Annotated in this window: 10 protein-coding genes; 2 read left to right on the top strand and 8 right to left on the bottom strand. The window is 36.0% G+C overall.

Annotation, left to right across the window (positions count from 1 at the left end; translation table 11 throughout):
• Positions 1 to 118: 118 nt before the first annotated feature.
• The 3 genes from ALGA_RS12435 to ALGA_RS12425 form a co-directional block, all read right to left on the bottom strand.
• Positions 119 to 12,469 carry a T9SS type B sorting domain-containing protein gene (locus tag ALGA_RS12435; protein ID WP_096429601.1) on the bottom strand — a complete coding sequence of 4,117 codons (12,351 nt, stop codon included), beginning with the start codon at positions 12,467 to 12,469 and terminating at the stop codon, positions 119 to 121.
• Between the two features lie 337 nt (positions 12,470 to 12,806).
• Positions 12,807 to 14,192, bottom strand: coding sequence for an aminopeptidase P family protein (locus ALGA_RS12430; protein WP_096429600.1), 1,386 nt, complete (start codon positions 14,190 to 14,192; stop codon positions 12,807 to 12,809).
• Positions 14,193 to 14,334: 142 nt separating this feature from the next.
• A complete protein-coding gene (locus tag ALGA_RS12425; RefSeq protein ID WP_173804010.1) occupies positions 14,335 to 14,787 on the bottom strand; it encodes an Lrp/AsnC ligand binding domain-containing protein in 453 nt (150 codons plus the stop codon).
• A gap of 390 nt (positions 14,788 to 15,177) precedes the next feature.
• On the opposite strand from ALGA_RS12425, the gene ALGA_RS12420 reads away from it, so the two are divergent.
• Positions 15,178 to 16,650, top strand: coding sequence for a cobyric acid synthase (locus ALGA_RS12420; RefSeq protein WP_096429598.1), 1,473 nt, complete (start codon positions 15,178 to 15,180; stop codon positions 16,648 to 16,650).
• 6 nt (positions 16,651 to 16,656) lie between these two features.
• On the top strand, positions 16,657 to 17,205 hold the full coding sequence (locus ALGA_RS12415; protein ID WP_096429597.1) for an AAA family ATPase: 549 nt from the start codon (positions 16,657 to 16,659) through the stop codon (positions 17,203 to 17,205).
• Here the strand turns inward: ALGA_RS12415 and ALGA_RS12410 are convergent.
• The 5 genes from ALGA_RS12410 to ALGA_RS12390 all read right to left on the bottom strand — a co-directional run bounded on the left by ALGA_RS12410 (position 17,178) and on the right by ALGA_RS12390 (position 23,840).
• Positions 17,178 to 17,846, bottom strand: coding sequence for an adenosylcobinamide amidohydrolase (locus tag ALGA_RS12410; protein ID WP_096429596.1), 669 nt, complete (start codon positions 17,844 to 17,846; stop codon positions 17,178 to 17,180). The two genes, ALGA_RS12415 and ALGA_RS12410, sit on opposite strands and share 28 nt — an antisense overlap.
• A 4-nt stretch (positions 17,847 to 17,850) precedes the next feature.
• Positions 17,851 to 18,795, bottom strand: a complete 945-nt coding sequence (locus tag ALGA_RS12405) for a tRNA dihydrouridine synthase (RefSeq protein ID WP_096429595.1) — start codon at positions 18,793 to 18,795, stop codon at positions 17,851 to 17,853.
• A gap of 1 nt (position 18,796) precedes the next feature.
• Positions 18,797 to 19,423, bottom strand: a complete 627-nt coding sequence (locus ALGA_RS12400; protein ID WP_096429594.1) for a hypothetical protein — start codon at positions 19,421 to 19,423, stop codon at positions 18,797 to 18,799.
• Positions 19,424 to 20,281: 858 nt separating this feature from the next.
• Positions 20,282 to 20,806, bottom strand: a complete 525-nt coding sequence (locus ALGA_RS12395) for a TlpA family protein disulfide reductase (RefSeq protein WP_096429593.1) — start codon at positions 20,804 to 20,806, stop codon at positions 20,282 to 20,284.
• A 109-nt stretch (positions 20,807 to 20,915) separates the two neighbouring features.
• Positions 20,916 to 23,840 (bottom strand): glycoside hydrolase family 2 protein, encoded by a 2,925-nt coding sequence (locus ALGA_RS12390; RefSeq protein WP_096429592.1) that lies wholly within the window; start codon positions 23,838 to 23,840, stop codon positions 20,916 to 20,918.
• Positions 23,841 to 23,896 lie beyond the last annotated feature (56 nt).

Here is a 23,896-nt window from a genome sequence, read left to right as displayed (position 1 = left end):
CATATAAATGAAAGTATTGGATTTAATTAGTGCGTTTTGATTTCCCATTTTCACAGAAACTCAAAACGCACATAAATTAAATTTATTTGACTAACAAAATAAAGTTTTTTTTAAAAATTTACCTTACCAACATAAAGGTGCCTTTATTTGTCAATTCTCCATTTATAAACACAATCCATACATATGCACCTGTCGGACAAAGCTTACCTTTGTATTGTCCATTCCATCCGCCATTATATCCTTGTTCTTTTGTTTTGAACAACAGCTCTCCCCAACGATCGTAAACATACATTTCAAAGTCTTCAATAATAGAGAATCTTTCATCCGCATTTGCACCCATTCCGAGATTACCATCACCCAGATAGAACATATCATTTATTCCATCGTCAGATAAAGGCAGAAATGCATTTGCCGATTCAATCCCTACTGGTTTTACTTCAACATAGGCAGAATCTATTGCGACACAACCTAGATTGTCTTCCACTTTTAGTTTGTAGGTTCCTGTCTCTGAGACTTCAAATCTCCGACCAATACTACCATCCTGCCACTCAAATAAATAAGCTTCATATTCCGAAGGAAGATTTAGAGCAAATGTCACAGTTTGTCCTTCAAATACCAATGTATCTTTTAATCCCAAGTTTGGTATTGGATTAATCACGAACAATTGCTCATCACCACAACCATACTCATTAGAAACTTCCAATAAGTATTTCCCTGGAGTTCCAATCGTTCTAATTGGTGATGTATCCTTATCATTCCAAACAGGATTTTGCATGCCAGTAATATCAACCTCATATTGAACGCCTTCACAACCAAATTTATCCTCATCTAATGTTGGATCAGCAAGGATAGTAACAGTTACCTCACCTGAAGCATCACAACCGTACAAATCGGTTACACTAATGGCATAAGTATGAGTTCCCTCAGGCGCATCAATAATCTTAGGACTTCTTACATCAGAATGATCCAAATGATCAGGATTTGTCCAGTTGATCACATCCTGGTCACCAACAATATCGGTTTGTAACACTAACTGGTTACATTGACCTACTGTTGTGTCGTTTATTGTTGTCACAATAGGAAGAGGAGCAACCGAAAGGTTTAACAAATCAATACCTTCACATCCATGCTCATCCTTAACCATTGCTAACAACACCTGAGATTTACCAGGAGTAAATATCGGATTCATTGAATTAGGATTGTCCAAATTATCTGGCAATACACGATTGTTATCCTGAATTTTAAACCATTGAATATTACCCTCATCCGTTTTAGCTGTTAAAGGTGTAGGATTACAACTTCCAACACTAGTATCGTCAGTTATATCAACTACAGGTAAAACATCAACATCTAAATTAGTTATTGGTGTTACATTCGAACATCCATTTTCATCAGTATAAGAATAATGAACAGCATAAGTTCCAGCTCCACGATCGGAAGGATTAAATACTGTTTGCGAAATACCATTCACCCAGTAAATTCCACCTTCAGGGAAACCGCCAGTTATTTCAAACTCTTTTTCACAAACTCCTTTCGAACCTAAATTTGTTAAATTCACAACTGGAAGTCCATTTAAAACAACAGCCGAATCGATTTTCGACGTACAACCTGTCACCAAATCCATAATTGTAACAGTAAGACTACCTGGGGATATTTCTTCCCATGTAACTCTTGTTTTTATTCCTTCTTCAGGACCTGCGAATATACCACCATCAACATTCCAACTGTAAACATCAGCATTCACCTGATTAAGCACATACGTCACACGATCCTCTTTAGCACAAAGTAGCATTCGACCATAAATCGCGGTATTTGGAAGATCATGAACAACTAACTCAGTAGGTTTCGTTGATCGGTAATCAGTACAATCATCAGACATAATACAAGTGTAGTATCCACTATGGGCAACTTGAGATGATACAATAGATAATGAGGATGTATTTGCTCCGCTAATAACTCCCGGAACATCAACGATATCCACGCCATCAAATTCCCACTGGTAATTTACATTATTCCCAACTACATCAGCTGTAAACAATACATCTTCGCCAGCACAAACTTCCCTATCAACCATATCGGATAAGACTTGCAATTGAGCTGTTACATTTAATGTCGCAACCGGACTGAACTCTTCTCCACAAGTAGAATAAACTCTACAATCATAATCTCCATCATCCGAAAGCTGAATATTTGTTACGCTTAAAGTTTGAGTTGTTCTTCCTGGAAGATCAACACCATCTTTTCTCCACTGATATTTTAATTTTTCTCCAGTATATTCAACCGAAAATTCAACTAATGATTCATTTTCACAAACATCTACTCCTGTAGTCGCAGAAACAAACACTGGCAATTGTGTAACTTCCAAATTTGCATTTGTAGTAACATCACCACACATACTTGTTACCTGAACTTCATAATTGCCTTCGTGACTTAAAGCAAGCGCATCGTAATGAAGTGTTTTCTGATCAAAAATATTCACGCCACCCATTGTCCATTCAAACTTCATTGTTGATGTTCCATCAATGTCCGGAGTCCAATCTAAAGAGACCCCTTCACAAAGAGTGATATCACTTAAAGAGGCGTTTAAAACTGTTTGAGAATAAACTCTTACTGTTGTTGTCTCAACCAGTCCGCCACTAACACCTTCTCCAATTATTGTACATTTATAAACTCCTGCATCATTCAAATCAACTGCAGCAATAAATAAATTCAGATTGGTTTCACCTGGTATGTCAACATCATCCTTAGACCATTGCTTAGATGTAATTTGACCACTTGCAGATATTGATAAACTTAAAGGATCACCAACACACTTCTCTTCTAAAGCATTTAAACCGGAATTAATAGTAACAGGTTCCTTTACAATCAATTTACCTGACGCCAATCGTTGACCACAAGCACCAACTATTTTACAAGTATAATAACCTGCATCTGTCATGGCAATGTCAGTAAGGGTTATACTCGGTCCTGTTTCCCCAAGCTTAACTTTAGAGCCAACTAATGGTTCATGTGTCCATTCAAAAACTAAATCAACACCACTTACCTCAACTTTCATTGTATAACTTTCACCTACATATTTCACAACATTTTTAAGTGTTGCATGAAGAACAGTATTTGGTTTAACAGTTAGTGTTGTTGATTGAGAATATTCACCACAACCTGTTGTGCTAGTAATGTTACAAACAACATCATAAGTTATGGATGTATTTAAATCGAAAGGTAAGACAACAGAAGCATCAAGGACTAATTCCGAAGAATTAACCAATTGATCGACTCCGTCAAAAATCCACTGATAATTCAGGCTTGTTCCTGTTGCATTTGCTCTAAACACCACATCGTTTCCTGCACAAACAGTTTGTGATTCGATTGGGGCAAGTGTTAAAATTGGATTTATGATTTGGTTACCTAGTGATGCATCCGAACCACAGATATTACTAACTGTCACTAAATAATTGCCAGCCTCTGATATTTCAGCTGCTTCTAAATCCAATGAATTTACTGTAGTCGTAACTTGAGTAATATTGTCATTAAGTGTCCAAACAGGATCTTCATGATCTCCGGTTACTACAATTGGCCCCAGTACAAGAGGATCGCCCTCACAAACTTCTGCAATAGCGTCAATGCCGGCAGTAATTACCGGAGCTTCCAAAACAGTTACATCAATTGTATAAGTAATATCATCACCACAATTACCAGAAACGGTACAAACATATTCACCGGCATCACCTGCAACTACTGCAGATTTTAAATAAGTCGAATTTGCTGTAAACCCAACACCATCTTTAGTCCATACATATGATGTAACATCACCTGTAACTTTAGTCTCTAATTTTAATTCTGCACCTAAACAGATTGTTTTTGCTGCATCCCAAGTATTAGTCGCTGCAATGCTTTCAAAAACACTTACATAACCAAAAACGGTCTCAGTAGAACATCCATCTGATACTTCCACTTTATATTGACCTGTTTGATTTTTATCGGTAGCAAGCAAAGTTAAACCTGAAGTTGTTACAACAGGACTGCCATCTTTATACCACTGATATGTTTCAGCAGGTAATAAAGCATCTTTTGAAGCCACATTAACTGTTAACACTTCTGTTTGTCCAATACAAACCTGATCAGTATTAGACCATGCATCAAGACTTAAAGCAGAATAGTGCAACACATCAAAATCATCTGTTTTATCTGGACAAACACCACCATTACCAGCAGTTACCTGATAATTCCCATTATCACCAGATCCAATACTTACGGTTGATGTTGTAGAAACTTCCGCAGTACCATTCATCCAAGAGAATGTAATTGGCTCTGTTCCCGAAAGATTAACCAAACTGATTTGTTTCTCAATTCCGAAACACAAATTTTCATCAGCAATAGGATCGAAACCAACAGGTTCAACAACATTTAATGAAGCAATACCAGATGTTTCATCAGCACTCACACCATCACTAACAATGCATCGGAAAGTCCAATCGTTCATTGCGAGAGTCGTTGTTGCTATACCAAGTTTTGATCCGTTAGCATCTGTAGTAACAATAATTTCAGGAACTATAGTTACAGTAGTATAAACAACACCATCTGTACTGTACTTCCAATCGTAGGTTAAATCTGTAGTTGATCCTATAATTTCAAAATCGACAGCTCCACCCAAACAGGCTTCCATATTATCTGGTTGCCCAGATATTTTTGCAACAGAAGTTATTGTTAATGTTGCTGCTGCTGACTCAATAGTATTACACAAATTAGTAACCTCGCAACGATATTGTTTTCCATTATAAGTAAGCTGATCTGCACCAGTAATAGTAAGAGTTGCACTAGTGGTTCCTGTATAGTTTCCAATATCGGACAAATCATCCCAAGTAGCCCCGTTCAACACCTGCCATTGGTAGGTGTAATCTGGTTCACCTGCAACTTTTACAGTAAATATTGCATTACCACCATCAGGAATTGTTACATCTAGTGGTTGATCAACTATCGAAACTACTTCGTAAACGATTAGAGTTGCAATTTCGGATGTTGCATCATTACAAGCATCTCCAGAAACAACACAGTAATAGCTTTGTCCGTGAACTGGCACTGTAACAATTAATTTAGCTGCATCACCAACTAAAACATCATCCTTATCAAACCATTCATAGTTAACAGTTCCTTCAGCTGTTCCAGTTACTTCAAATTCGATATTAGTTTCACTAGCACATACATCTTGATTTGTTGGATTTGTTACTGTTGCATCTTCTTGTACATCTATTGTATAACTAATAGTAACATCACCACATCCAAGATCGTTATAAACATCACATTTATATGTTTTCTCATTAGCTAATGAAACATTGCCCAAATCGTAGCTCGAACTTGTCGACAATACAATTCCCGGACTTGTACTTTCATACCACTTATACTGGATATTGCTGCCAGCACTTGTCGCAACAGAAAGAACAAGGGATTCTCCTTCACATTTTGATATGCTATTATTTACTGCTGTAGTTACGTTGATAGCTTCATAAACTTCCAACTGAGCCTCATATGTATCATCATAAGATCCGCCAACACCAAGAACACATTTGAAATGCCAATTATTCATTGTTGCTGTATTTGGAATCAATAATGTCGAGATTTGTCCAATAGTTGAGACTGTCATACTTAAAGCACCATCTGCATCTACGTAACCAGAACCATCATTATATCTCCAAACAAAAGATGTAACAGCAGCGGTTCCCTCAACAGAGAAACTAGCTGGATCGGTTTCACATACTTTTTGATCGATTGGCTGATCTTTTATTTTGATAATATTATTTAGAGTCAAAGTTGCACCTAAACTTACAGCAACTCCAGAACAAGATGAGCTCATTATAATACATCTGTATATGTTTCCATCAAATCCATTTACCATTAAGGCTCCGGTAATTTTCAATTTTAAAGATGCAGTTCCTGAATATTCACCACCATCAGATAAATCAGTAAATCCAGAACCAGAATCCTCTTGCCATTGGTAAGAATAAGTAGGTTCTCCTGATGCTGTCACCTTGAAACTTGCATTACCACCATCTGCTACAGTAACACTAACCGGATTGGTTGTGCTAACTTCTGATAAAACAGTTAGACTTGCACTATTCGATTTCGCAGTTGAGCAATAATCACCTGATACAACAGCATAATAACTCTGCCCGTTAACCGGACTTGTTACTGTTAGAACATTACCTGTTGCTCCAACAACAAGAATGTCATCTTTATCATACCATTCGTAGTTTACAATTCCTTCAGCTGTTCCTGTTACCGTAAAAGTAGGATCAACATCATTCGCACACATGGTAACATCAGCAGGATTTGTAACAGTAGGCAATTCCTTAACATCTACAACAAAACTTCTTATTTGATCGGTACAATGTTCATTATTATAAACTTCGCATTTATAAGTTCCTTCCTTAGCTGATGAAATAGTACCTAAGTTATAAGAAGCACTTGTCGATAATATTGTTGACTCGGCTCCTACTTTATACCATTTGTATTTGATTGCATCACCTGTAGCACTAACCGACATGGTAAATGCCTGCCCAACGCAAGGTGTATAAGTTTGATCAACTGTTGTAACAGTGATATCTTTTAAAACAGTTACAACAACCTCATTTGATTCCTGATCAGCACTAACTCCATCACTTACTACACATTGAAACTTCCAATTATTGATATCCAGATCATTTGCAGGAACTGTGATTGTTGATATTTTCCCAACTAAAGAAACAGTCATGCCATCTTTACCAATAGCAGTTTCGTATGCACCTGCTCCTTTTTTGTAGTACCAAGTGTAAGTTAATCCTGTTGAAGCACCTTCAACGCTTAAAGTAGCATTATCAGTAAAACAAACCGTTGTACTTACAGCTTGTACTGCAATTTTTGTTACCGCTGTAACTGTTAGTGTCGCAGGATTACTTGTTGCTGATGAAGCACATACTGCACCAGAACTAATAACCTCACATTGGTATTGGTTTCCATCAAAAGTAGCCTTATCAGCACCTGTTATTTGCAATGTAGGCAGATTTACTCCTGAATATTGCCCTCCATTTGAAAGAAGATTCCATCCTGAACCTGAATTCTCATACCACTTGTAGGTATAAGCTGGTTCACCCGAAGCTTTAACACTAAAACTAACATTTGCTCCATCCGAAATTGTTCGATTTAAAGGATCTGTAGTAACAGTTACATTTTTAAGAATGGTTAAGCTTGCTTTGTTTGATGTTGCATCGTCACACGAACTTCCTGAAACAACACAATAATAACTCTGTCCGTTAACAGGACTTGTTACTGTTAATGAATTACTAGTTCCACCAGCAATAGCATTATCATCTTTATCGTACCATTGGTAAGTTACCGGAGCTTCTCCAGTTCCAACAACTGCAAATACAGGATTTGCATCTGTTTCACACATCACTACATTTTCAGGATTTGTTACCATAGCATGTTCCTGAACCTGAACATCAACAGTAATCGTCTGATCTCCGCAACCTAAATCATTACTCAAATCACATTTATATTCTCCAGCCTTCGCCAAAGTAATATTTCCTAAATCTAAATTAGATTTATCAGATATGGTAGTCTTAGTAAGGTCTGCTGATTTATACCAATTGTATTTGATATCGTCACCAGTAGCAGTAACAAATAAATTAGTAGCCTCATTTTCGCAAACCACAGTCGGGTTAGGTGATTGAGCAGTTACTACAATTGTATTTCTTACATCAAGATTAATTGTTACTTGAGCATCACCACAATAATCTGATTCAACTTTGGCAATATAAGCCCCATCATCAGATGGACTTGTGGCAGGATTAAGAACAAAATCAGTTGGATCGGCATTACCATCAGTAATAACAGAACCATCTTTCCACCAAACAATCCCGTTATGTTCTCCTGATTCTACAACATCCAAACTAATTGGTCCAGAACACTCGATTATACTATTATCAAGAGAACTTAATGTTGGTTTAGCGTGCACGTCTACTTTAAAAGTCTTCGAAAGATCTTCACACAAGCCATCAACACTAGCTTTATAAGTATAAGTTAATGGTGAACTATGTGAATTCAATAGAATAGAAGGTCCATTTCCTAAAACAGTACCTCCTCCATCTGTCCATTTTATTGTGTAGTCAGTAGGATTACCAATAACATCTACGTCGAGTCGTACTTCTTCCCCAACACAAACAGGAATTGTTTCGGTAATATCATCAACAAGTGAAATATGAGCATTCACCTTTAATTCTCTCCGAATAACTGCATCCCCACACCCCAAAGTAACAGTACAATAATAAATACCCGCATCTGCAAGACTTACATTTGGAATACTAAAAGTTTCAGTAGTATTTACAATAGTTCCATTAATCCGATCATTAAATCTCCATTCAATTTTTTCCGGACTTCCTAAATAAGTTATTGTTGTTGAAAAAGGTTCGCCTACACAAACAGTCGTTGTCTCCGATTCAACAGAAGTAACCGCTTCTTTCGTCAATTCTCCTGATGCTGTTTTACTATTACTATTGCTAACAGTACATTGATCGGTAACCACAACTGCATAAGTACCTAAATTATCATCTTGTATATTTGACACTTCTAATTTATCAGAATCGTCACCTATAGGATTTCCGAGATTGTCTGTCCATGCATAATGCAATTCTGATGCGGCAGGAATATCCAAAACAGTTGCTTCAAATGTGATTGTTTCACCAATACATGCTCCCACATCAGCAACAGTTAAAGTGCCAAAATCTTCATACAAATTTAAAGTCCTAAGATAAGAAATAGAGGTACCACAACTACCACTAACCGAAAACTCCCAATTACCTTCATTTGCAGCATCAACCGTAAAAGTGTATGGATTTGTAATCGTATTGGTTGCACCATTACCATCAGTTACCTGATAGATATAAACTGCTCCATTATCAACCACATCAAAAGTTGCAGTTACATCAGTGGCAGTACAAAACGGTCCAGTTTTATCTATAGTAAAACCATTTACCTTAATTTCAGGAGTTACAATTAAATTGGCCGTTGAAAATGCAGTATTACATATATTTGTAACATCAACGCGATAATTTCCGGCATCGACAGCAGGACTTACATTCGATAAGTTCTGTGATGATAAATTATTTAATAAATCAACACCATCTTTACCCCAACGATAGTTATAAAAATCACCAGGATATTTCATAACTACACTAAAAGAATGATTATCTCCTTCACAAACCGTTGCATCTACCAAAGGTTGATCAAACTCAACCAGCGGATAAATATCTAAATCGAACACCGCCATTCCCAAGCTATTTGCACACGTATATGTTTTTTCAGCAACAGTATAAACACTAGTCACCTTAACTTTAAAAGTAACATCTCTATCTAGAATTGAAGCAGGATAATTCAAAACACTTCCTGTTTCTGTTAATGTTTCCGATCCTCTTTTCCAATCGTAGGTTAAAACACCATCCCCTGTTGCAAGAGCTGTTAAAATAATATCTTGCCCCACACACAGATTATCATTTGCAGTAAGACTTGTTAAGACAGGAGTTGACAATACTTTAATTACAACCTCGTCAGAACTAACACCACAGCCATTCTCCACTTCACAACGAACTGTATATGTTCCAGTCGGAAGATTAAATGTATATGGATTCGCTACAGAAACCGGATAAGGGTCTGTACCTACATACCACTTTACTGTTCCAGCATCACCGGTAACTAAAGCGTTCAAAATCGTACTGGATCCTGAACAGAAACTAGTTATAGTCTTTGGATCAATAATCACAGTTGCTACTTTATCAACAGACACGTTAAAATCAACACTAACAATATTATCAGATGCACAATCCTGATAGGCTAGTTTAAAACTAATTACACATCTGTAATCTCCTTCATTTTCTTCTTGAGGATTAACAAAAACCAATGCAGGCTTCTTAGTACCTGTAAAAGTAAGCTCATCGTCTGTCAATTCATCATAAATTGGATCTCCGTCTACATTTAACTCTCCGACTCTCTTTTTATACCATGAATAATCGTACCAGCTGGTATCTTCGTCATTCGAAACATCTAACGAATCTTTCACCCCTTCACAAAAATTAACATCGCCGTCACTTCCATAACTAAAATTGGGAACAACTTTGGCATAAAAAACAGCTGTATCCTGAACTGCTTGAGCGAATGTTATACTATCTAGTGCAAAAATTGCATCTTTAGAAGAGAGATTGTTATTAATAATTTTAATCGTTGCTTTCCTGCTGTCTCCAGCTCTCCAAAGTCCAAGATCAAATTGCCACTTTGAAATATCATTAATTGTGAAATTTTCTATAATTGTTTCGTCATTGATGGTCACCTTTAATGACTGATTAAAAAAGTCAGCATCATCTTTTATTGCCAAACGACCATGAAGCTTAAACATATAATTTAAATTCTCCTCAACAGGAAACTCATCAACCTGATAAATTACATCTCCTTGATCTTTTGAATATGCCAGCAACATTCGATTAACATATGTTTTATCCGTATCCTCGATCGCAGCAAACAATTCTAATGCTGTATTTTCATCTTTAGTTCGTGTAGAAATAGCATATGTACCTTGATCAGTAAGATTCCCGTCTGTGAACTCATAATCACTATTAAACCCTTCGGGCATATCACTCTCCTCAAAATCACCATTATACAGTATATTTAAAGATTCATCCATATAATAACCAATCACGTTATAACTGGTATCTCTATCAGGTATCCGCACATTCAAAGGACCATTTGGAAAATTTGGTTCACCTGTAAAATCCGCCCCATACCATTCATAAAAATCGGGCAAAGGATCACCAACGATAGACACAATTATGTTTTCATCATCATAACTTTCACATAAAACTCCTAGTTCGGTATCCATATGGATATTCAAATCGGGAATAATTTTTGATATCGCCTTCGTAAAACCTGAATAGTATCCTGCAGCACCTACGTAGCCATCACGAATCACCCATGCAACATTAATTGCTTTATTAGAATAAAATCGATAATCACCTTTTAGATTAGTGACCGTGTAACTAACCCATTTTGTATTCCCAGGAACTGAAACAGCATCCGCTGAGGATAATTCGTAAGAGGTTGTTACCCCTAGACTAGTTTGATCATATTTGATATTTGCATCTTTCTGAGCTAGAATCGTTACAATACCTTGCTCTACAACTTCCAGCGCTAAATAATCTGCTTTTGGAATTGTAACCTCTTTAACACCAAGCGAGGTCAAAGGAGGTATGAAATTCATTCCCACTGTTGGACCATGCACCCTCGTATCGCCCGATAAAGTTTGGTATACATATACATTCTTATCCTTGGTATCTATAAATAAATTATCAACTCCAGCCCCATCAAAAAATTGATCCAATGCCAAAAAATCACCTGCATTAAGAAGAGCTCCTGAATTCACTTGATTTCCGTTCACCCAAACTTCAGTATTATCCTCTGTTGCCACAACAATAGGACGTTCTGTTGTAACATCTCCTTTTCCTTTCATGACGATATATTGATCACGAATTTGATCAACAGGTACAATTTGATCAAATCCCATATCTTGTCCATCATCAGGCCCTGAAGTCCAGGAACCGGTGTTAACTACGATAGGATTAGTGGATGTTATACTTGTACCATTCATGCTATTCCAACCGTCCTTACCTAAATCCTTAAAAGACGGTAATCCAGCACCCAAAACTGTTGCATTATGATCGATTCCTATTATGTAACTTTGTCCTTTCGTTAAATTTACGACAATGGGAACACCATTATGTGGTTTCAAATACAAACCATTTACGTCATCATACTCTGACAAATAGGGTGTTTTTATTTCAGAGAAAGTCACTTCTGTATCCTCTGTCGCCATAACAGATATAAAATGGCTCCTTCGCTCTGCACTCTTATAAGCATCAGTATAAACATGACCAGAGCGAAATTCTGTTCCGTATGCGTATGTTCCTTTTGCAGTTAATGATCCTCCTTGAACAGCAGACCTGTGCCGAATATTAACAAAAAATGGAGCATCAGTCGAAATAAAACGGAGTCCTTGATCATCCAATGGCTTATTTAACTCTAGAGCGCCCACAACAGTCAATGGGAAATCATAATCTTTAGGATACGATGTTACACGACCACTACTATTCCCTTTTGGAGTCTTAAAAACGTACTCATACGGTTCTCCACGTTTTATTTTTATTGGCTCTGAGCCATTTAGCAAATCGTCATAGCCTTTATAAATTTGTACATTTACATAATCAGACGAATTTGTAGACAATACAGCCGTATGAGTGCCTATATCCTGATTATTTGAAGATCCATTGTAAAATGGAGGTACATAATGCTCATAGTCATACTGTGCCATCCCTCTGAATGGCAGAATAAACAATAAACCAATAAAAACTAACTTAAATACTCGCATTAGTTGGGTAGAAATCTCACCATTCCTCATATCGTTAAAATTCAAAGTTTAAGAACGAAATTAATTTGCAACAAAAGATGCCTCATATTGAAAACAACATAAAACAAGCCCTTCACTACAATTCACATAACTATCCAATTAGATAGTTTAAAAAGACTTAAATAGAATAACTCGTTAAATCAATTTATCATTTCCTCATGGTGTCAATAAAGTTCCACAAAGTATCTTCTTAAACTGATAAAAGAGGTTTTTTGTTACATATTTACTATGAAAAAACGAATTTAAGTAAAATTAAACGAATTAACGATAATAAAAAAGGCAGCATCCACCATGAACACTACCTTTAAAATATGATTACTGTGAGTATTTAACTCATTATTTTCTCAACCTCCTCAACACTAACCGGAATCCTATTTCCAATTAATCGATTTCCTTCTTTCGTTACCAAAACATCGTCTTCCAAACGGATACCTCCAAAAGTACGATACTCGTTTACTTTATCGTAATTAATATAGTCCATATGCAATCCTTCTTCCTTCCATTTATCCATTAATGCAGGAATGAAATAAATACCTGGCTCATTCGTAATAACAAAACCCGGTTTTAATTCTTTTCCAAGACGTAAATTAGCAGTTCCAAACTGATCACTTCGCTTAATTTCATCATTATAGCCAACAAAATCCTCACCAAAATCTTCCATATCGTGAACATCTAATCCCATCATATGGCCCAATCCGTGAGGCATAAATAAGGCGTGAGCACCAGCCTTTACTGCCTCGTCAACATTACCTTTCATTAAGCCAACTTCTTTTAAGCCTGTAGCTATGACCTTACAAACCTCCAAGTGGATACTTCTATAGCTAACTCCAGGACGAATCAAATCATTTCCTTTGTTGATTCCAGCCAATACTATTTCATAAATTTCTTTTTGTTTTGCCGAAAACTTTCCACCAACGGGTAATGTTCTTGTATTATCAGATGCATAATGAGAGTCTGTTTCTGCGCCACTATCTACGAGCAACAAATCTCCTGTTTTAAGCAGGTTGCCATGCTCATGATTGTGCAGAGTCTCACCACGCTTTGAAACAATAGCTGGAAATGAGAGCAGTCCTCCCGCTCTTAACGCTATGGCTTCGCATTCTCCAGCAATTTCTCTTTCATAAACTCCATCTTTGGCCATTTTCATTGCTGTTGTATGAATTTCATATCCAATAGCGGCAGCCCGTTCCAATTCCTTAACTTCGTACTCGTCTTTAATTTCACGAAGAGAAACAACAGCTTTTATAAATTCTGTCGAAGCCATCTCTTTAATCTGACTCAAAGGAGTTCCTAATAATTCATGAATCAATATTTTATTTTCGGCACGATAAACGGGTAAAAAATGTATTTTTCGGCCTGCTTTAATAGCATCGGCTAAAAACGATTTTAAATCGTTAAAAGGAGCTGTGTTTTCTACACCAAAGGGTGCGGCCTGATCCACAACACTTGGCTGAGGTCCCATCCAAATGATATCATCAATATCAACATCGTCACCAAAGATATAATCTGTATTATTATCGATATCAAAAACACCAGTAAAACCCGGCTGATCGATACCAAAAAAGTACAAGAACGTACTATCTTGACGATAATGGTAAACATTACCTGCGTAATTCATTGGAGCCTCAGGATTACCTAATACAAGTGCAATTCCGTCATCCATTATTTCACGTAACTGGTTACGTCTTTTAGTATATACTTCTTTTGGAAACATATTATTTAGTATTTTAAGTGTATTGTAAAATGAGTTTGAAAGGTACAAAAAAGAGAGCGGTTTGGTAAACTATAACGACTATTTGTGGATACAAAAAAAAGGCCTCCAAATTTGGAAGCCTCTCTATTCAGTAAAAATGATATTATAGTTTAATTTCCCGATCAACGGTTTGCTCCAAAGAAATAAATGTTTCTGTTTTAGATATTCCTGGAATATTTTGTAAATTAATTAAAATATCCATTAAATGCTGATTATCTCTACAAAGCATTTTCACTATAAATGTAAAACTCCCCGTAGTAAAATGGCATTCAACAATTTCAGTTATAGCTTCAATTTTATCCACAACAATTTTGTACTGTTGCGCATGGTCAAGAGAAATACCAACAAAGGCACAAACTTCATATCCCAAGGCTCTTGGCTTAACAATAAATCTTGATCCATCAATAATACCTGCATCTTCAAGTTTTTTAACTCTTTGATGAATTGCTGCACCTGAAATTCCGCACTCTCTTGCTATTTCCAAAAATGGAATTCTTGCATTTTTAATCAAGTAAGATAGAATCTTCTGATCTACTCCATCAATTTGAACTTTCATTAGTTTTATGGTTTAGATTTAAATAGTTAATAGATACTTACACGATATCTCAAAATTTCCGGATGAAATATTAAAAATCTCATGCGAGTCACATTCTATAGTGATTAATTAATTCAATCTTTTAACTGAACCGCATGTTACAATTCATTACAATATTAGCAAATATATTGACAATTTATAAGCAAATGAAATCTAAAACTACAAATCCCCTAAATTTAGAACCAATACATTCAAGTAATTTATTCCCATACTATTAACATTAAATTTCAATTTGATACTGCTTTATAACAAAAGCAACTCAATAAAAAAAGACTAATTTTAAAAGCTAATTGCAATTAGATTTTTTAAATATCAACTATCATTATTAGTTGTACTGATAATAAACACCTTATGATTAAATTAAGACCATTAATGTTTGTCGGGACAGGATCGGATGTTGGAAAAAGCATTATCAACACAGGATTCTGCCGGATTCTTAAACAAGATGGCTATCATCCAGCCCCATTCAAGGCGCAAAACATGTCCCTTAATTCTTTCGCAACACCTGAAGGATTCGAAATTGGCCGGGCACAGGCAGTTCAAGCTGAAGCCTGCGGATTAGCCTGTCATACCGACATGAATCCCGTACTGCTAAAACCAACAAACGACAAAAGCTGCCAAGTTATTTTAAATGGCAAGCCTATTGGCACACAAACAGCGATTGACTATTTTATGGGAAACAATAAAGTCGCGCTTTTCGATGAAGCTAAATCTGCATTTCATCGTTTAAATAAACGATACAATCCTGTTGTATTGGAAGGAGCAGGCAGCATATCCGAACTAAATTTAAAGACAAGAGATATCACCAACATGCGAATGGCTATTGAGGCCAATGCTGTTACCTATTTGATTGCCGACATTGATAAAGGTGGCGTTTTTGCAAGTGTTTATGGCAGTATTCTATTGCTTGACGAAGACGAACGCAAACAAATCAAAGGGATAATTATCAATAAGTTCAGAGGTGATCTAAAACTATTCGAAGACGGAAAAAAAATCATTGAAGATCTTACCGGTAAACCTGTTATCGGAATTCTACCTTATTTTAAGGATATTCATATCGAAGAGGAAGATTCGGTCAGCCTCGAAAAAAAATCAAAAATATCTAGTAAGGGAAAAATAAATTGTGCGGTCGTTGTTTTACCAAGAATGGCAAATTTCACAGATTTCAGCGTTCTTGAACACGATCCAAGAGTACATCTTTTTTATACAAACAATTCCCTGGAAATTGAAAACGCAGATATTGTGATTATCCCAGGAAGTAAAAATACCATTTCTGATCTTCAGGAACTAAAACAAAACGGTGTTGCTTTATCAATTGTAAAAGCGCACAAAAATGGAAAAAAAGTAATTGGTATTTGTGGTGGGTATCAAATGATGGGTGAAAAAATCAGCGATCCCCTTCAAATTGAAGGAAATATACCAAGCATTGCCGGTCTGGGAATTCTGCCTGTAGAAACAACTATTACCAATAAAAAACTGACAGAACAATGCTCTTTTAATTTTAAAGATTCAAACAATAAATGCTCTGGATATGAGATTCATATGGGTCAAACGACAGCTACTCAAACGGACATTCCATTATGCATTTTATCAAATGGAAAGACAGATGGTCATCTTTTAAATCAAAATTGCTGGGGAAGTTATATTCATGGTATTCTTGACAATCAAATTGTAATTCAGGATCTACTATCCGGATTCAATATAGAGCAGGAAGGTGATTTTAATTATCAGGAATTTAAAGAAAAACAATACAATAAACTAGCTGGTTTAATCAGAGAAAACATAGATATGAATATGTTTTACTCTCATTTAAAAGAAGACTAATTAAACATGAATAATTGCAATAATCGTTACATAATTACTGGCGGTCCAGGATCAGGGAAATCGACTCTTCTGGATAAATTATCAGCACTCGGACATCAGTGTTTTGAAGAAATTTCCCGCGTTATTATTCAAGAACAACATCAAATCGGCGGTGATAAAGTTCCATGGCAAAACCTATCCGAGTTTGCAGAAATTTGCTTCGAACGGATGAGTATACAGCTTTACGAATGCAAACCTGAGCGAAAATGTTTCTTTGATCGTGGCTTACCTGATATTATAGCCTATGTGAGACGAGGAGGCTTGCCGGTTCCTCCAAAATACTTCCAACAATCTAATCAGTACAACAAAACAGTATTTTTAGCTCCGCCCTGGAAAGAGATTTTCATTAATGACGCAGAAAGACCTGAATCATTTGAAGATGCAGTGGAAATATCAATTTTCTTAAGAAACACTTATGAAGAATTAGGCTTTACGGTTATTGAACTACCTAAATTTTCAGTAGCTGATCGAGTTCAATTTATAGATAATTATTTATCTACAGACAAAGATTCATGAATTGCCTGATAAGTTGCTTTTGCAAGCATTTCTCCAAACAAAACATGTTTACCACAATATTGAACCAAAGGGCCAGCTCCACAGGCTATTGCTGTAGAATCTGTTCCTGTTCCTGTAGCTACTAATCCACTAACCGGACTATGTACTTTTAAATCCTGTAAACAAGCGGCTTTTGCTTCAGCAACCATCATAACACACTCAACCAGACTAGCATCAGACAATTGAGCATTTGTAAGAACAAGTATATTAATCGTCCCAACTTTTTGACAGTCTTCATTCATGAATTGATAATCTGCCTCATCTCCTGCCCTGCGGGCATTTGAAACCCCTGATGTAACCAAAACATCAATCCAAACACCTTGTTTTTCGATTCGAACGTTCCGGAATGATTTCATTAATGCAGCCGTCATCATTCCCACACAATGCCCCTTCCAATTCATGGAATCCACTATTCCCTGAAGAGTAATTTCCGGTGATTCAAAATCAGTTCTTTCGCCATTAAAATTGGCATCGACCTTAGTATTCAAAAAATGTTTGGCATTCTGACAACCACCATTTAAGATTGCTGAACTCATCATCCGAACAGATTTCTCGAATTCAACATGCAGGAATTGATCGGTTAATTCAACTGAAAATTTCATGATCTTACTCCTTTACATTTTGCAGAAAAGCAAAAGAAACGGCCTCGTGATATTTTTTTAACCCACCCGATTTCTTGATTCCTTTGTAAACCTTTCTTTCATTCTCAAATTGACTCGAAAAATATTCCCAGAATGGTTTCACCTTTTGCAATATCTGTGTATCACCACTTAAAAATGAAGAGTATGTTGAAAAAATCTCATCATGCATCTTACGCAATGCCAATTTTCGCTCATTCGCAGATGGAACATCAATGCCTTTTATTTTTGCAGGTAACCAATAATCTTTCAAAATACCTCGTCCGATCATTACATGTTTTAAATCTGGAAACCGAGACATCAAACTGTGATAATCTTCCAATGTCTCAATGTCTCCATTAAAAGCAATTGTCTTATCAAAACTTTTCTGAATCTGCTCAAAACAATCCCAGTCGGCACTTCCCTTATACATTTGTTTACCAATACGAGGATGAATAATAATTTCATCAACATTGAAATCCTTAATGGCATCTAAAACGGGGAATATCTCTGATTTATCTTCCAAACCAAGACGCATTTTAATCGACAAATCAATTTTCCCTGAATAACCGGTCTCCAAAATCTCTTTAATCCTTTCGGGATACGGAAGTAGCCCAGAGCCTTTATTTTTTCTTGTAACCATCGGAAAAGGACAACCCAAATTCCAATTCATTTTTTTATAACCTAATTCTGAAAAGTAGGTTTCAAAAAATTGAAATTCTTCAATTGATCCTGCCAAAAACTGTGGCACCAATCTATTATTCCTTTCCAAAAATGGTTCAACCTCTCTTTTATGCGAAGTTCTTACTTCTCCGGAATTCGGAAGTACAAGAAAAGGGGTATAGAATTCATCTACGCCCCCAATACATTTTTCGTATGCTTGTCGAAACACCCAGTCAGTATATCCCTGAAGAGGTGCTAGTGAAATTTTCATATTATCTTCCAAAACTTAAAACTCCTAATAATTGTTTACGCTGACGGTAATAATTAATTCCGTCCTCGGTACCTATACTCTTTACAAATTCGTCAATCATTGTATCATAGATCGTTCCAAACTTAAATCTTTCCGGAGGATAAAGTTCCGGATTGTGCATATCCTCTAATCTTGAAAGATACATCCGGCCAACCATCTCACTACTAAGATCATCACGATACATTCCTTGAACCATCCCTTTTTCAATATTGATCTTAATCTTATCAAAAATGAACTCCATTCTCTCATCCATGTGTTTCCTGTACACATCTGGAAAATAATTCTCCAATTCCATAGTAACTGATGGAGTTAAATCTTCGAAACGATCATTCATTTCCTGACTTACAATGAATAAAATATCAATGGCATTTTGACCTTCGAAATTATATTGAATAAAAATAGATTCGAACGATTTACGTTCATATTCAAGAATTTTCTCAACCAACTCCTCCACCGAATTAACATATTTTGAAACATCAGATGGTGACACGCCAAAATCTTTCACTTTTTCAAAAGAAAAACCACTCAAGCCATTTTTGAACAAATAAGCCCTTACCTTCTCAATAATTTGAACAAAATCCTTATCCATAAACTCTTACAGCTAAAAAAATAAATACACTAACCAGAATCTTTTTGATACTCTCAAGATAGGCATAAAATTAGGTATTTTTAAATTGAGAAGATAAAACAAAACAATATTTTGGCGATTTAAATATCTTTAAGATAATTTACTTTTAATTCCTCCCATTCTGAATTGGTTCACAACATGAAAAATGAAGAATTTTGAATGCCTACTGAAAAAAACCAATAACTATTCATGAATAATCGTCTGTTCACTTATCAAAATGATTGATTCATAAAAAACAAACTGTTTATATAGCAAATCATAACATCATACATTACATTTGCAAACGAAGGAAGTCTATTAAGCACTTAGGTGATTGATTGTACTAATTCATAAGTAAATTTAAGTAGTAGTTTAGGGCGGCTAGTCACCGCCCTTTTTTATTTCCTGTATTGACAATTTGCTTTCGTTCGTGCATTGTAATTAGTTTAAATTAATTTACAAAACAGAAGACTTTGCCAGAGCAAACAAATACTACAGCTCAACATCAGATTTCATTGCAAGAATTCTAAATAAACTCCAACTAATGGTGTTTTTTTCTTACAATAAATTGAAGGCATTGGTGACGTTATTGCAAAAAACAAAATGCATACCCCAATAAATATGTAATTACAAAACATCTCGATGGAGGTGACGATCTAAAGCCAATACTCGGAAGAGTTGAGGACTAATGAAGTGATAGTAAAACTGGAATCAAACTAAAAACCGAATATTTTCAGTTTTTTAAAACACCAAGGGGAATTATATTGCTCAACATCCTAAGGGTTAATTGGTATAAAAAATGCGATTATCTATCACAATCCTATTTTCTTTTTAAGAGATCTACTTTTTCAGCTCTTCTTCAATCGCCTTTTTCATACCCTCAAATTCTTCATGATTAAACAATCGGGTGAGATAAACAATTTCACCTTCTCTATTAATAATAACATTACGTGTAACTCCACTTTCTTTATGTGCATATTTGGTGAATATCTCTGCTCCATCATCCAATGCAACGGGATAAGTTATCCCTGTAGATGAAATTAACTTCTCGGCCTTATCTAATGGTTCATCCAAAGCTAACGCATACAAAGCAAAATCATTATCTTTGTGCACCTGCCAAATTTCCTTCTCAATAAATGGCATTTCTTTTCGACAAACACCACACCAACTAGCTGTAAATTGCAACATCACAACTTTTCCTTTTAGTTCCGACAACTTTATTTTACTACCATCTGTCAGATTCATTTCAAAATCAGGAGCCACATCTCCTACCTTCACAATATACCCTCTAGAATCTGGTGCTTGTGCCATTGCTGAAAAAACTAATCCCATAAGTAAACCAATTGTTATAATTATCCTATTCATTCCTATTTCTTAAATTTAGAAACCATTTAGATTGCCAAACCTAAACAATTAAAGATAAATTTCAAAAACAAAAATTCCTTAGATGGACATCTGGCAATTAAAAAATATTTTATAGTTCAATGTTCCATTGAGTCAATTCAAATGCATTCAGCCAAATTCCTTTATTCGTTTTGGCATCAACAAACACAATTTTAACCGGATTTACACCATCAGAAACAAACACGGTTTCAGCAGTTGCAACAGTTGCAAATTGCATTTCTTTTCCATTCGTAGTTGATACTTTAGACACTTCCTTACCATTTACTAAAATAGCTATTTCTTTTGCATAAGGCAATGATGGGATTTTTAATTCCTTCAGCTTATTCACGTTAGTATCCATTTCATCAGTGTTAGTATTTGGAGCATGATGCCATGAAGTCAGTTTATAGGTGCCTTTTGGTAAATTGGCAAACTCCAGACAAACTCCTTTCTTATCAATACCCAAAACACCCTCACCATAAGCAAAACCATATTTCCCAATCACATTCATTTCGCCCAACCAACGCAGCACGCCATTTTCTGAGTTTGCTTTAATACTGGCTTTTATTCCACCTAAAATATCGAGTTTTGTTTCAGATGCATAATTATCTTCTCCACTCCACTCATTCCACCCAAACTGAACCAATTGATCAGAAGCACCTAAATCCACTCTTATTTTTTCAAAATCGTAGATTGGTTTCGCATTGGCCAACACCATATCGTTTTCCTTAGCTGCAGAAGTAAATGTTACAGTTACGGATTTTAGCCCTTTACTTTTAGCTGTTAATCGAATTACACCTGGTGTAGTTCCGGCCTGTATAAGAACAGGAGCTTCTCCTGTTTCAATAAACATTGGATTGGCATTAATACCAGCCTTATCTCCATATATTTTTGCAGGCCCCGAAATGGAAAAAGTAACCTCTCCAACCGAATCACGAACCAAGGTTCCATTTCCATCTACCACTTGCGCATAAGCCACCAAAATATCCGAACCATCAGCGTCAAACTTTCGCCCTAGCGTATCCAATACAATTTTTAGAGCCTTCGCGTTTTCCGGTGTTCTAATAATTTTTGAAATATATTCTGTCCCATCTTTATAACCAACTGCTTTTAACTCTCCTGCTTCAAACCTACTGATCTTAAACAAATAAGGAGGATGATCCAAACCAATGTACGAAGAGTCGGCAAGTGGTTTTTGCTTCATGAACGATTTTCCATTTACAAATAACTCCACCTCATCGGCATTACTATACAAATTCAGCTCTTTAATTTTAGAACTCCAATCTTCTTCAATATGCAAATAAGGTTCGCCTCTCATTTCGGATGGATACCAAAGAATTCCCTTTTTAGGCTGACGAAAAATCGTCATTGCACCGCTTCTGGTTCTATCTGTCATACTTTTATACTTTGCATGAGTAGGATGAAAAGTGTAATACGCATGAGCTGTCCAAGATATGATACCCGTTCTTTTGGGATCTCTCTTGTTTATCGCAACTTCCTTAGGCCCAGAATGTCCTTCCATAGCCAGAATAGTTTCTGATCTATCCCATATAAACGGACCATACAACATATTGGCATAGATATCGGTTAAGCCAGATGCCTGCCATCCCGACCATCGTGCACTTTGAGATGCAGTTAAACGAACAGGATCCTCTTGTTTTATGGCTAAATGAATTTGTGGCACATACCCCCTATGATTAATTCCAGCTCCCCAAATAACAACTGATGGATGGTTACGATGATTACGCACCATGATTCTAGCCGCTTTTTCCAGGTTATCGAACCACCTCTTGTCTTTCGAAATGGTAATCCAGGTAGGTGCTTCTTCGTAAACCAAAATACCCAATTCATCACAAGCATCAAACAAGGCATTATCTTGCGGATAATGAGCAGTACGAACCACATTAAAACCCAACTGCTTAAACTGAAGCATGTCTTTGTAATGAAGCGAGTTAGGCAAAGCATCACCAATATAAGCGTAATGCTGATGACGATTATACCCAATTAAATCAATAGGTTTACCATTAAGCATGAAGCCCAATTCGTTGTCTAACCTAAAACTTCGAATTCCTAATTTATTTTCAAGACAGTCTACGCTTTTCCCATCCACTAAAACCTCTGTGTTTACACGATACAAATATGGATTTTCAGTATCCCAAAGCTGAAGATTATCTTCAATCGCACCAATTTGATTAAACTCAAACTCATTTTCGGCTTTAATTTCTTGTTCTGATTTCAACTTAAGAACAACAATACCCTTGTGATCGATAATACGATTAACAACCTGACAGATTATTGATTTTTTATTTTCGTTACGAACCACAGCTTTCACATTGATTACCGCATTCATATTTACAGGATCAACGGTTGGAGTGGTTATGGTAATTCCTGCCCTTATAGATTCCCAATTAAAAGTAATATGAACAGGATCTGTCTCAACAAGATAAACATCACGATACAAACCACTAAACTTCACATAGTCAAATGGTCCCGGATCGGGTGGAATAAGCTCATCTTTACGGTTATCAACCAGTAAAGTCACCTGATTTCCTTTCCCTTTCTCTACAAAATCGGTAATATCAAAATGAAAGGGTGAATATCCTGTTACAGCAAATTGCCCTACATGTTTTCCATTTACCCAAAGATCAGTTACCTGATGAGCCCCCTCAAACTCAAGAAATACTTTTTTATTGGCATTATTTGTTACTTCAATAGTCTTCCGATACCATCCAACATTTCTTTGAAAACTTGGCTGATCTTTACCATCTGTGCATAAGTCTAAAGTAAGAGATGTTGGTTGTAATGTATGAGGAACACTAATTGTTTCCCACTTAGCATCATCAAAACTCTTTTTATAAAACGCTCCTTCCGGATTACCTAAATGAAATTTCCAACCCGTATTTACACATTGCTTAGTACGGCTAGAATTTGGATAACCATAGGCTAAATTTTCCGCTTGCACTTGTATAAAAACCAAACTGAATACAAATATTAAATGTAGACTTTTTCTGATCATTTTAATGAAGTTATATTTTGAATATTGGAATCTGATAAGGTCCAAAGTTATTACTA

Origin of the sequence: Labilibaculum antarcticum (assembly GCF_002356295.1) — a bacterium.
Classification (GTDB): Bacteria; Bacteroidota; Bacteroidia; order Bacteroidales; family Marinifilaceae; genus Labilibaculum; species Labilibaculum antarcticum.
Note: the sequence above shows the minus strand (reverse complement) of the source record. Positions and strands in the feature narration are given on the sequence as shown.

Coding starts and splice junctions, on each gene's coding strand:
- ALGA_RS12435 (WP_096429601.1), bottom strand. CDS start 12,469: ATGAGGAATGGTGAGATTTCTACCCAACTAATGCGAGTATTTAAGTTA.
- ALGA_RS12430 (WP_096429600.1), bottom strand. CDS start 14,192: ATGTTTCCAAAAGAAGTATATACTAAAAGACGTAACCAGTTACGTGAA.
- ALGA_RS12425 (WP_173804010.1), bottom strand. CDS start 14,787: ATGAAAGTTCAAATTGATGGAGTAGATCAGAAGATTCTATCTTACTTG.
- ALGA_RS12420 (WP_096429598.1), top strand. CDS start 15,178: ATGATTAAATTAAGACCATTAATGTTTGTCGGGACAGGATCGGATGTT.
- ALGA_RS12415 (WP_096429597.1), top strand. CDS start 16,657: ATGAATAATTGCAATAATCGTTACATAATTACTGGCGGTCCAGGATCA.
- ALGA_RS12410 (WP_096429596.1), bottom strand. CDS start 17,846: ATGAAATTTTCAGTTGAATTAACCGATCAATTCCTGCATGTTGAATTC.
- ALGA_RS12405 (WP_096429595.1), bottom strand. CDS start 18,795: ATGAAAATTTCACTAGCACCTCTTCAGGGATATACTGACTGGGTGTTT.
- ALGA_RS12400 (WP_096429594.1), bottom strand. CDS start 19,423: ATGGATAAGGATTTTGTTCAAATTATTGAGAAGGTAAGGGCTTATTTG.
- ALGA_RS12395 (WP_096429593.1), bottom strand. CDS start 20,806: ATGAATAGGATAATTATAACAATTGGTTTACTTATGGGATTAGTTTTT.
- ALGA_RS12390 (WP_096429592.1), bottom strand. CDS start 23,840: ATGATCAGAAAAAGTCTACATTTAATATTTGTATTCAGTTTGGTTTTT.